This window comes from Planosporangium spinosum (assembly GCF_049999945.1).
Taxonomy (GTDB): domain Bacteria; phylum Actinomycetota; class Actinomycetes; order Mycobacteriales; family Micromonosporaceae; genus Planosporangium; species Planosporangium spinosum.
In genome coordinates, this window is record NZ_JBLYUB010000011.1 from 106,686 (window position 1) to 118,998 (window position 12,313).

Genomic DNA, 12,313 nt, shown 5'->3' on the forward strand with positions numbered 1-12,313 from the left:
CCCCCTCCGGCCGCACCGTCGCCACCCGGCTCCGCGACCACCCTCGGCTAACCCGAGCGCGGCGCGAACCTGTTGACTCGGCTATACATGAAGAGTATTCACACGGATGTGACGCACATCTCATGGTCTAACTGGTCGGGCACCGCGTCGAGTACCGCAGTCCGTGTCATATCCCCGACAGTGCGTGACGACGTGGTGTCAGCGGTCGCCGACGCGGCCTCCGACGGCCTCCGGATCAAGGCCGTGGGCAGCGGTCACTCCTTCACCACCGCCGCCGCCACCACAGGGGTACGGGTGGAGCTCGGCGCCCTGGCCGACCTCGTCGCGATCGACCCCGCCGCCCGGCTGGTGACCGTCCAGGCCGGCATGCCACTGCACCGGTTGAACACCGTTCTCGCCGGGCATGGAATGGCGCTACCCAATTTGGGCGACATCGACACCCAGACGATTTCGGGTGCGCTCGCGACCGGTACCCACGGCACCGGCGCCCGCCTCGGGTGCCTGTCCACCTTCGTCGAGGCGCTGGAGATCGTCACCGGCACCGCCGAGGTAATCCGCTGCTCCCGGTCGTCATCGCCCGACCTGCTGCGCGCGGCCGCCGTCAACGTCGGCGCCCTCGGCATCGTCACCGAGGTGACGCTGCGCTGTGTCGACGCGTTCACGCTGCGGGCCGAGGAGCGGCCGGCAGCGCTGCCGGCCGTCCTCGCCGACCTCGAGTCGCTGGTCGAGGCCGACGACCACGTCGAGTTCTACTGGTTCCCCTACACCGACCGGGTACAGCTCAAGCGCAACAACCGGGTACCCGACGACGACGCGCCGCTGCCGCGCTGGCGCGGCTGGCTCGATGACGAGTTCCTGTCCAACCGGGTCTTCGCCGGCGCGTGCCGGCTGGGCCGGTCCGTGCCGACGCTGGTCCCGACGATCAGCCGGGTCGCCGCCCGGGCACTGACCGCCCGGAGCTACACCGGCCCGTCGTACCGGGTGTTCTGCACGCCCCGGCGGGTGCGCTTCGTGGAGATGGAGTACGCCCTGCCCCGCGAGGCCCTGCGCCCGGCGCTGGCAAAGCTTCGGCGGATCGTCGACACGCTGCCGTTCCGGGTCGCCTTCCCGGTCGAGGTGCGCTTCACCTGCGCCGACGACCTCTGGCTGTCACACGGCTACGGTCGGGACTCCGCCTACATCGCCATCCACCAGTTCGTCGGGATGCCGTACGAGGAGTACTTCCGGCGGTTCGAAGCGGTAGCCACGGATCTGGGCGGCCGGCCGCACTGGGGCAAGCAGCACTTCCAGGACGCGTCCTTCTTGGAGTCCGCCTATCCCCGGTTCGCGGACTTCCGCGCCGTCCGCGACCGGCTCGACCCGGGCCGGGTCTTCGCGAACGAGTACCTGGACCGGGTGCTCGGCTAGTTGTCCACAGCCGGTTCTCCACAGCTCTCCACAGCCGGCTCTCCACAGGTCCACCCCGTTTTCCACAGCGTTGCCCACAGCCATGACCCGCCGTTATTCACAATCGGTCGGCGGTTACCCACAGGCTTTCCCCAGTTATCCACAGGCGATGGGGAGTACGGGCAGGAGACCGGCGGGATCTTGCGGCACGCCACGGCGCCAGCGGTGGGCTCCGGCACGCCCTGTGGACAACGGCGCGCCGGTCCGCGTGACGTCGACGTACGGGCGCGGACGTCGCCGTACGGGGTGCAGCGGATGGAGCGGATACACCGGTGAGCCGGCGCGGCCGTAGCCCCTGGAGGGCTCGGCCGCGCCGGCTCACCGATCAGGACTCGGCGGCGGCCTTCTTGGCCGGAGCCTTCTTGGCCGGAGTCTTGGTGGCCTTGGTGGCCTTGGTGGCGGTCACCTTCTCCCCCGCCGCCTTGGTGGCCTTCGTGGCCTTGGCCGCCGTCGTCTTGGTCGCCTTCGCGGCGGCCTTCTTCGCCGGAGCCTTCTTCGCCGCCTTGCGCGGCGTCGCCGGCCCCTTCGCCCGCTTCTCGGCCAGCATCTCGCTGGCCTGCTCGACCGTCATCGTCTCGACGGCCTGCCCGCGCCGCAGCGACGCGTTGGTCTCCCCGTCGGTCACGTACGGGCCGAACCGGCCATCCTTGATCACCAGGGGCTTCTCGGTCAGCGGGTCGGCGCCCAGCTCCCGCAGCGGCGCGGCGGCCGTCCGGCGGCCCCGCGTCTTCGGCGCGGCCAGCAGCGCCCGTGCCTCGTCGAGGGTGACCGTGAACAGCTGCGCTTCCGACTCCAGGGACCGGGTCTCGTCGCCCTTCTTGACGTACGGGCCGTAGCGACCGGCGTGAGCGGTGATCTCGACCCCATCGGTGTCGACCCCGACCACCCGGGGCAGCGTCAGCAGTTGCAGCGCCTGCTCGAGGGTCAACGAGTCCGGCGCCTGGTTGCTCAGCAGCGACGCGTTGCGGTCACCGGAGGAGATGTACGGGCCGTACCGCCCGGACTTGATCACGATCGGCTCGCCGGTTTCCGGGTGCTCGCCGAGCGTCCGCTCGCCACCACCGCCGAGGAACAGCTCCTCGATCTTCTCCGGGGTCAGCTCGTCGGGTGCGATGCCGTCGGGCAGCGACACCCGGTCGCCGTCCTCGCCGCCGCGCTGGAGGTACGGGCCGAACCGGCCGACCCGGGCGACCACACCGTCGATCAGCGGGATCGAGTTGACCCCGCGCGCGTCGATCTCGCCGAGCTGCTCGGTGACCATCCGCTTGAGGCCGCCCGCGCCGCTCACCGAACCCTCGTCGCCGACGCCGCCGAAGTAGAAGGTACGCAGGAAGTCGATCGCGGCCGCGTCGCCGCCGGCGATCTCGTCGAGCTCGTCCTCCATCGTGGCGGTGAAGCTGTAGTCGACCAGCCGCGGGAAGTACCGCTCCAGCAGCCCGACCACCGCGAACGCCAGGAACGACGGGATCAGCGCCTGGCCGCGCTTGAACACGTACCCGCGGTCCTGGATCGTCTGCATGATCGACGCGTAGGTGGACGGCCGGCCGATGCCCAGTTCCTCCAGGGCCTTGACCAGCGACGCCTCGGTGTAGCGGGCCGGCGGCTGGGTGGTGTGCCCGATCGCGGCCAGCTCCTCCGCGGTCAGGCCCTGGCCCTTGACCAGGTTCGGCAGGCGCCGCTCGGCATCCTCGGCCTCGGCGTTCTCGTCGTCGGACGACTCCACGTACGCGCGCAGGAAGCCCGGGTCGGTGATCGTCTTACCGGTAGCGGCGAAATCCACCGACTCGTCCGAAAGCGTCGTCGCGTTGATCCGCACCGAGATCGAGTTGCCGACCGCGTCGGTCATCTGGGAGGCGATCGTGCGCCGCCAGATCAGCTCGTACAGCCGGAACTCCTCGGCCGACAGCTCCTTGGCGACCTCGCCCGGGGTACGGAAGCTGTCACCGGCCGGCCGGATCGCCTCGTGCGCCTCCTGGGCGTTCTTGACCTTGCCCGTGTACCGCCGGGGCTGCGGCGGCACCGCCACGTCGCCGTACAGCTCGCGGATCTGCGTCCGGGCCGCCGCGATCGCCGACTCGGAGAGGTTCACCGAGTCGGTACGCATATAGGTGATGTAGCCGTTCTCGTACAGCCGCTGGGCCGTGCGCATCGTCTGCTGCGACGAGAAACGCAGCTTGCGGGACGCCTCCTGCTGCAGCGTCGAGGTGATGAACGGCGCGTACGGCTTGCGCCGGTACGGCTTCTCCTCGACCCGGGTGACGGTGAACGGCCGGCCGTCCAGCCGGGCCGCCAGCCCACGGGCGCCCTGCTCGTCGAGGTGTACGACGCCGGCGCCGGGCCGGACCCGGCCGGTCGCCGGGTCGAAGTCCTTGCCGGTGGCGATCCGGTCGCCGTCGAGCGCGATCAGCGTCGCCGGGAACGTCCGCGGGCCGTCGGCCGTGCCGTCGGTGGCCAGCATCGCCCGGATGTCCCAGTACTCGGCGGCGCGGAACCGCATCCGCTCGCGCTCCCGCTCCACCACGATGCGGGTGGCGACCGACTGCACCCGGCCCGCCGACAGCTTCGGCATGACCTTCTTCCACAGGACCGGCGACACCTCGTACCCGTAGAGCCGGTCGAGGATCCGCCGCGCCTCCTGGGCGTCGACCAGGGCCCGGTCGATCTCGCGCGGGTTGGCCACCGCGGCCTGGATCGCCGGCCGGGTGATCTCGTGGAAGACCATCCGCTTGACCGGGACCTTGGGCTTGATCGTCTCCAGCAGGTGCCAGGCGATGGCCTCGCCCTCGCGGTCCTCGTCCGTGGCGAGGAAGACCTCGTCGACCTCCTTCGCCAGCTTGATCAGCTTGGCGATCTGCTGCTTGCGGTCGGAGCTGACCACGTACAGGGCCTGGAAATCGTTGTCGACGTCAACGCCGAGCCGCGCCCACGGCTCCCCCTTGTACTTGGCCGGCACGTCGGCGGCGTTGCGCGGAAGGTCGCGGACGTGGCCCAGGCTCGCCTCGACGACATACCCCGGACCGAGGTAGCCGGAGATCGTCTTGGCCTTCGCCGGGGACTCGACGATGACCAGCCGCGTTGTCTTGGCGGAGTTGGGCACGGTTCTCCCCGTGGATGCTCTGCGGATATCAGCCCGGTCGGCTGACGATTGTCAAACGTAACGCGCCGACCGGGAACCGGATTAGGGGGCGCGTCACAGGACAGATGGCGCCACCGTACACCGATAAGCCGGCCGGACCCCCAGTGATACCCGATTTCCCGCTCGCATGTCTGCATTTCAGACCCAAATCCCCGGTGGTGCACCGGGGGGTGGGTCACCCACCAGCTCGGCCAGCCGGGCCAACCGGCGTCGGCCGACGATCCGGTACGCCGGGCCGCCGGCCCGCGGCCCCAGCAGCACGGCCGGCAGGCCGACCGTGGCAAGAGCCCGACCGACCAGCTCCCAGTGCGGCTCGCCGGTCGCGCCCAGGCGCAGGGTGAACGCCGACGCCCCGTCCCGACCGCCGGCCGCGATCGCCCACAGCCGCAGCCGCCGGCCCTCCAGGGCGAAGCCCGGCGGCGGGTGCTTGACCGCACCGCGCAGCCAGGCCGCGCCGAGCGCGGCGAGCGCCGACGAGTACGCGGTGCGGAAGCCGATGTGCCCCTCCACTTCTCCCGGCTCGCAGGTGGCCGTGAGCCCCCGGGCCCGCGCCTCGACCAGCAGCGCCCGGGCCCGCCACGGCTCGTCGACCACGATCGACACCCGCGCGGTGCCGCCCATCCGGACGACCTGACCGGCCCCGGCGAGCAGCCCTTCGAAGTCGAGCGGCGACGCCGGCCGCGCCTCGACCCCGAACAGGGACAACTGCTTGCCTGGTGGCTTGGCTAGTGACACTCGGGTACCTCGTTGAACGCCTTCCGTAGCGGCTCCGAGGAGAGCTTGTCGGTGTCCAGCGCGCTGGCCGCGTAGTCGCGCTGGAGCTGGTCGAACGCGGTCGCCACCGATGAGTAGAACACCTGCGCGTCGACCGGGTCGAGGCCCGCGACGGCGCCACGGGCACGGGCGTACGCGTCCCGCGCGGTCCGCAGCGACGCCACGAACCGGTCCGCGATGTCCCTGCCGCCGTCGACGTCGGGGACGCCCGCGTCGGCCACCCGTCGGCGCGCCGTCTCGCTCGCCGTCTCCGCCCCGGACAGCAGCCCGACCAGGTTCTCCTTGGCCTGCGCCGGCGTGGTCGAGCTGGTCAGCTGCGCCTGGGTGGAGTCGGTGAGCGTGGCGAGCGTGCTGCGCCAGGGCGACAGGGCGGTGCATACCGATTTTGCCCAGGTCGTGGGCGCCACGCCGGAGCCGGAACCGCAGCCGGCGACCAGGCCCATGGCGGGGAGCAGCAGGACGGCCAGCATCGACGGCACGAGCCGGGGTACGCGTGGCGCGGTCGTCGACGTCATGGTCATGGCGGTCAGCGTAGATCGCCGGACCGACAGGCCAGTAGATACGCGCGGCGACCGGGGTGCTCGACTCCCGTCACGGTGCCTGGAAAGCGTGATGCCCGGGCACGGCGGTGGCGCCGCGCCCGGGCATCCTGCGTCCAGCCGGGTCGGCCCAGGTCAGGGCCTCCTCCCGGTCTTCGCGATCAGGCGCTCACCCGCGCCGACTTCTCGGTGGTGATGCCGGCCCCGCGGTCGCCACCTTCGGCCACGGCGATCGGCTTGCGCTTGCTGAACACCACCGCAGCCACGATGATCAGCACGGCCACGACCGCAATGGCCACCCGTAGCGGGGTGTTCTTGTCGGCGCCCGTGCTGTAGGCCACCACGGCCGGCGCGATGAGCAGCGCGACCAGGTTCATGACCTTCATCAGCGGGTTGATCGCCGGGCCGGCGGTGTCCTTGAACGGGTCACCCACCGTGTCGCCGATGACGGTCGCGGCGTGCGCGTCGGAGCCCTTGCCGCCGTGCGCGCCGTCCTCCACCATCTTCTTCGCGTTGTCCCAGGCACCACCGGAGTTGGCCAGGAACAGCGCCATCAGCGTGCCGGTGCCGACGACACCGGCCAGGTAGGCGGCCAGCGGACCGATACCGAGGCCGAAGCCCACCGCGACCGGGGCCATGACCGCGAGCAGGCCCGGCGTCATGAGCTCGCGCTGGGCGTCGCGGGTGCAGATGTCGACGACCTTGCCGTACTCCGGCCGCTGTGCGCCGGTCATGATGCCCGGCAGCTCCCGGAACTGGCGGCGCACCTCGAACACCACCGCGCCCGCGGACCGGGACACCGCGTTGATGGCCAGGCCGGAGAACAGGAACACGACCGCCGCGCCGACCAGCAGGCCGACCAGGTTGCCCGGGTTGGCCAGGTTGAGGATCTGGTCCATCGACGTACCGACGTTGGCGTTGCGCAGCGCGGCGGTGACGGTGTCGGTGTACGACCCGAACAGCGCGGTCGCGGCGAGAACCGCGGTCGCGATGGCGATGCCCTTGGTGATCGCCTTGGTCGTGTTGCCCACCGCGTCGAGTTCGGTGAGGGTGTGCGCGCCGTGCTCGTCGATCTCACCGGACATCTCGGCGATGCCCTGTGCGTTGTCGCTGATCGGGCCGAACGTGTCCATGGCCACGATCACGCCGACCGTGGTGAGCAGGCCGGTACCGGCCAGCGCCACCGCGAACAGCGACAGCGTGATGGAGCCGCCGCCGAGCAGGAAGGCGCCGTACACGCCGGCGGCGATGACGATCGCGGAGTACACCGCGGACTCGAAGCCGACGCTGACACCCGCCAGTACCACGGTCGCCGGGCCGGTCAGCGCGGTCTTGCCGATGTCCTGTACCGGGCGTCGGCCGGTCTCGGTGAAGTACCCGGTGAGAGCCTGGATGACCGCGGCGAGCACGATGCCGATGACCACGGCCACGATGGCGATCATGCGAGGATTGCGGCTGACGTTCTCCAGCGGGGAGTGGTGCAGGCCGCCGAAGGTGGTGGGCAGGTAGGCGAACGCCGCGACGGCCACCAGGATCGCCGAGATCAGGGCGGACGCGTAGAAGGCCCGGTTGATCGCGGTGAGGCCGGACCGGTCGGACTTGCGCAGCCGGGTGATGAAGACCCCGATGATCGCGGTCAGCACGCCGATCGTGGGGACGATGAGCGGGAAGACCAGCCCTTCGTCGCCGAACGCCGCCTTGCCGAGGATGAGCGCGGCGACGAGGGTCACCGCGTACGACTCGAACAGGTCGGCTGCCATACCGGCGCAGTCACCGACGTTGTCACCCACGTTGTCGGCGATCGTCGCCGCGTTGCGCGGGTCGTCCTCGGGGATGTTCTGCTCGACCTTGCCGACCAGGTCGGCGCCGACGTCCGCGGCCTTGGTGAAGATGCCGCCGCCGACCCGCATGAACATGGCGAGCAGGGCGGCGCCGAAGCCGAAGCCCTCCAGAACGGTGGGGGCGTCGCCCTTGTAGAGGTACACGACGACCGACGCGCCGAACAGGCCGAGACCGACGGTGAGGAACCCGACGACACCGCCCGTCCGGAACGCGATCAGCATCGCCTTCTCCCGGCCGCCCTCGGCCTCCCGGGCGGCCGCCGCGACCCGCAGGTTCGCGCGGGTCGCCATCGCCATCCCGGCAGCGCCGATGAACGCGGAGAAGGCCGCGCCGATGATGAAGAAGAGCGCGCGGCCGATCTTGATCGCCGTCTCGCTGCCTGCCGACTCGTTGACGGGGAGCAGGAACAGCAGCACGACCGCGATGACGACGAAGATGCCGAGGGTCTTGAACTGACGGAACAGGTACGCCGTAGCGCCCTCCTGTACCGCCCCGGCGATCTCCTGCATTTTCTCTGTACCCCGGCCGGCGCCGAGCACCACCTTCACCAGTGCCGCCGCGAAACCGAGGGCCACCAGGGCGATGACCGCGGCGATGATGATGTAGGTCAGGTTGTTGCCGGTAAGGGCCACCTCGCCGTCCTGGGCGAGATATTGCCTGGACATTCGCGTCCTCCTGATACCAAGCACATGACAGGTACCGCGGGCGACACGCCAGCGATCCAGTCTTCACGCGGGGCGTCCCGACATCCACTTCGCCCCCCGTGCGGGACCCGGGATGTCACATATGACCCGCGTACTGTAGCCGCATTACGTGTGCCCGGTCACACCGACGACCCCCGTGTCGCATCGGTGATCGTTAACGTAGTAGCTGCGGTACCTACTGGGAAGTAGCCGCAGTACCCGCTGGAACCGCTCCCAATCAGGTTGGCAGTGCCGGAACGAAGCGGTGACCTGCATGATCGGTACGGGATGACCCGCGAGGTGCCCTGCCTGACGCAGCGGTCCGGCTCCGGCCGGAACCGCGCAGCGGCTGCCGTTTTGCGCAGCGCAGGGGGCGGCGGGCGCTCTGTCCCGGGCCGGATGGATCTCTCGGGCGCCGGTGGGCTTACGGTGCCGGGCCGGTCTTACGCGTGCCGGGCCGGTCAGGCGTCGGTGGGCTTACGCCTGACCGGCCAGGACATGCTGACCTCGGTGCCCACGCCGTCGGCGGCCGGGTTGACCTTGAGGTCGTCGACGAGACCGGCCAGCAGCGCGAGCCCCATCCGGGCGGCGACCGCCTCTTCAGAGAGCGCCTCGGCCCCCCCGGGCGCGGTAGGCGCATCCACCAGGAAAGCGGCGGGGTCGGTAGCCGCCGCGGCGGCACCCGGACCTTCGGTGGCCCGGTCGACCACTCGTACGGTGAACCGGTCGCCGTCGTCCATCGCCATGTCGACGAGGCTTGCCGTGCCCTGCGAACGGTGCAGCGCGACCGCGCGGGAGCATGCCTCGCCGATCGCCAGCCGGATCTCCTCCAGCAGCTCGTCGGCCACACCGGCACGACGGGCCACCGCGACCGCGACGAGCCGTGCGGTGCGGACGTGAGCCGGTGCCGGGGAGAACGACAGGCGGACCGTCGGCATCGCGTTACGCCGGCTGGCCCGCGTCAGGACCCGTCGCCGCGGTGGCCGCCTCGACCGAGTCGTACAGCGCGAAGACCCGGTCCAGCGCGGTGATCCGGAAAATCTTGAGCAATCGCTCGTGGCCGCAGACCAGGGCCAGCGTGCCGCCTGCGGCGCGCAACCGCTTCAGCGCACCCACCAGGACACCCAGTCCCGTCGAGTCGAGGAACTCGACGCGGCTCAGGTCGACGATCACGCTGCGGGCTCCGGCCTCGACCAACTCGACGAGGCGCTCACGCAGGCGCGGCGCGGTGTAGACGTCGACCTCGCCACCGACCTCGAGCACCGTGTGATCGCCGACGGTGCGGGTCGACAGCGACAACTCCATGCGGACCTCCTCAACCGTGACACCGCAGGCGCGGTGCCAAAGTCCCTGCGGGCATCTAACCACCGGCCGACCGGCCGGGCGACGCGTCCCTGGTCGTTCGGGCATGGTGAACCGTGTCCGAACGGCTGGACCGACGTGGACGATATCGCCCGGGCGGTGTCAGAGTGCAGGTCGTGACGAGCGTATTGCCCCAGCCTGCCGAACTGTTGGACCGGCTGCTGCACGGACGGCAGGCGACGCCGCTCACCCACGTCGAACGCGTACCGGCACGCCCCGGTGTCCGCGCGGCCTGGCCTGAATGGGCGACCGAGCAACTGCGCGCCGCCTTCGCGAACCGGGGCGTCGACGCCCCCTGGCAGCACCAGGCGCGGGCGGCGGACCTGCTGCACGCCGGTCAGAGCGTGGTGATCGCCACGGGCACCGCGTCGGGCAAGTCGCTGGCCTATCACCTGCCGACGCTCGCGCGCCTGCTCGACGACCCGCGCGCCAGCGTGCTGTATCTGGCCCCGACCAAGGCCCTCGCGGCCGATCAACTGCGCACCCTGACCTCTCTGGACCTGCCGGGCATCCGCCCGGCGAGCTACGACGGGGACACGCCGCGCGAAGAACGTGAGTGGATCCGGCAGCATGCCAGGTTCGTCCTGACCAATCCTGACATGTTGCATCATGGCATTTTGCCGGGTCACGCCGCCTGGACCGGTTTTCTCCGCCGGTTGTCGTACGTGGTTGTCGACGAATGCCACGCCTACCGGGGTGTCTTCGGTTCCCACGTGGCACACGTCCTCCGCCGTCTGCGCCGGGTTGCGGCCCGGTACGGTCGCGACCCGGTCTTCGCGTTCGCCTCGGCGACCGCCGGCGATCCGGCCGGCACCGCCGAGCGACTGGCGGGCGTACCGGTCACCGCGGTGACCGAGGACGGCTCCCCCCGGGGCGGGGTGACGTTCGCGCTCTGGGAGCCACCGCTGCTCGACCCCGCGACCGGGCTCGCCGCGGGCCCCGGCCGGTCCGACACCGCCGGGACCGACCGGCCGGACACCGCCGGGACCGTGGTCGACGCCGCCCCGATCCGCAGGTCGGCGCTGCGCGAGACGGCGGACCTGCTCGCCGACACCGTGACCCACGGGGTGCGGACCCTGGCGTTCGTGCGGTCCCGGCGCGGCGCCGAGATCGTCGCGTCGATGGCCCGGCGGTCGCTGGAGGAGGTGGCCCCCGGCCTCGGCGACCAGGTCGCCGCGTACCGCGCCGGCTATCTGCGGGAGGAACGCCGGGTACTGGAACGGGCCCTGCTCGACGGCTCGCTGCTCGGGCTCGCCGCCACGAACGCGCTCGAACTGGGCGTCGACCTGTCCGGCCTGGACGCCGTCATCCTCGCCGGGTACCCGGGCACGCTCGCCTCCCTGTGGCAGCAGGCCGGGCGGGCGGGCCGGTCCGGCCGGGAGTCACTGTGCGTACTGGTGGCTCGCGACGATCCGCTCGACACGTACCTCGTCCACCATCCGGACGCGCTGTTCCGGCGACCGGTCGAGGCCACCGTGCTCGACCCGGGCAACCCGTACGTGCTCGGCCCCCAGTTGGCCTGCGCCGCCGCCGAGCTGCCGCTGACACCCGCCGACCTGGAACTGTTCGGCGGCCGGGTCGCCGCGTCGGCGGTGGAGGGCCTCGTCGCCGCCGGTGCGCTGCGCCGGCGGCCCACCGGTTGGTACTGGACCCAGCGCGGCCGGCCGGACGTCGACCTGCGCGGCGCCGGCGGTGCCCAGGTGTGCGTGGTCGAGGCGACGACCGGCCGGCTGCTCGGCACCGTCGACGGCGCCTCGGCACACTTCCAGGTCCACCCCGGTGCGGTGTACCTCCACCAGGGCGTCTCGTACGTGGTCGACGACCTCGACCTCGACGACGCCTGCGCCCTGGTACACGCCGAAGAGCCCGACTTCACGACCCACCCGCGGGACGTGACCGACCTGTCGGTGCTGTCGGTGCGCGACTACGTCGATGCCGGCCCGGTCGGTCTGTTCCTCGGCGAGGTGGAGGTGACCAGCCAGGTGGTGGGGTACCAGCGGCGTCGGATCAGTACCGGCGAAGTCATGGACACCCGCCCGCTCGACCTGCCGGAGCGCTCCCTGCGGACGGTCGCCGTCTGGTGGACGGTCTCCCCCGGCGCGCTGGCCGACGCCGGCGTCGCGGCCGCGGACTTCCCCGGCGCGCTGCACGCCGCCGAGCACGCGGCGATCGGCCTGCTGCCGCTGGTGGCAACGTGCGACCGGTGGGACATCGGCGGCCTGTCCACGGCCGCCCACCCCGACACCGAGGCGCCCACGGTCTTCGTCTACGACGGCCACCCGGGCGGCGCCGGCTTCGCCGAGCGCGCCTTCGGAATCGCATCCGAGTGGCTCGGCGCCACCCGGGCCGCGATCGCCTCGTGCGGGTGCGAGTCCGGGTGCCCGTCGTGCGTGCAGTCACCCAAGTGCGGCAACGGCAATTCGCCCCTGGCCAAGGACGACGCCGTCACCGTGCTCGACCTCGTACTGGGTGAGCTCGCCGCCGGCCGGGCCACCCGGCGGGCACCGGACCACCCGACAACTTCATGATCA

The 12,313-nt window shown here is 71.4% G+C and carries 8 protein-coding genes; 2 read left to right on the forward strand and 6 right to left on the reverse strand.

Annotated elements, in window-relative coordinates:
* Nucleotides 1–87: 87 nt before the first annotated feature.
* Nucleotides 88–1,407: a D-arabinono-1,4-lactone oxidase gene (locus ACNTMW_RS16760; protein WP_426634552.1), complete on the forward strand. Its 1,320-nt coding sequence runs from the start codon at nucleotides 88–90 to the stop codon at nucleotides 1,405–1,407.
* A 364-nt stretch (nucleotides 1,408–1,771) separates the two neighbouring features.
* Here ACNTMW_RS16760 and topA read toward each other — a convergent pair whose 3' ends face one another.
* From topA to ACNTMW_RS16790, 6 genes are all read right to left on the reverse strand, one after another.
* Nucleotides 1,772–4,543: a type I DNA topoisomerase gene (topA, locus tag ACNTMW_RS16765; RefSeq protein ID WP_426634553.1), complete on the reverse strand. Its 2,772-nt coding sequence runs from the start codon at nucleotides 4,541–4,543 to the stop codon at nucleotides 1,772–1,774.
* 177 nt (nucleotides 4,544–4,720) lie between these two features.
* A complete protein-coding gene (locus tag ACNTMW_RS16770; RefSeq protein WP_426634554.1) occupies nucleotides 4,721–5,317 on the reverse strand; it encodes a hypothetical protein in 597 nt (198 codons plus the stop codon).
* Nucleotides 5,308–5,871 carry a hypothetical protein gene (locus ACNTMW_RS16775; RefSeq protein ID WP_426634646.1) on the reverse strand — a complete coding sequence of 188 codons (564 nt, stop codon included), beginning with the start codon at nucleotides 5,869–5,871 and terminating at the stop codon, nucleotides 5,308–5,310. Before ACNTMW_RS16775 ends, ACNTMW_RS16770 begins: the two co-directional genes overlap by 10 nt.
* Before the next feature lie 185 nt (nucleotides 5,872–6,056).
* Nucleotides 6,057–8,402, reverse strand: a complete 2,346-nt coding sequence (locus ACNTMW_RS16780) for a sodium-translocating pyrophosphatase (RefSeq protein ID WP_426634555.1) — start codon at nucleotides 8,400–8,402, stop codon at nucleotides 6,057–6,059.
* Nucleotides 8,403–8,881: 479 nt separating this feature from the next.
* Entirely contained in the window at nucleotides 8,882–9,358 is a 477-nt protein-coding gene (locus ACNTMW_RS16785) for an ATP-binding protein (protein WP_426634556.1), read from the reverse strand.
* Nucleotides 9,359–9,362: 4 nt separating this feature from the next.
* On the reverse strand, nucleotides 9,363–9,725 hold the full coding sequence (locus tag ACNTMW_RS16790; RefSeq protein ID WP_426634557.1) for an STAS domain-containing protein: 363 nt from the start codon (nucleotides 9,723–9,725) through the stop codon (nucleotides 9,363–9,365).
* A gap of 164 nt (nucleotides 9,726–9,889) precedes the next feature.
* Here ACNTMW_RS16790 and ACNTMW_RS16795 point away from each other — a divergent pair, with 164 nt between their 5' ends.
* Nucleotides 9,890–12,310 (forward strand): DEAD/DEAH box helicase, encoded by a 2,421-nt coding sequence (locus tag ACNTMW_RS16795; protein WP_426634558.1) that lies wholly within the window; start codon nucleotides 9,890–9,892, stop codon nucleotides 12,308–12,310.
* The last annotated feature ends 3 nt before the right edge of the window (nucleotides 12,311–12,313 follow it).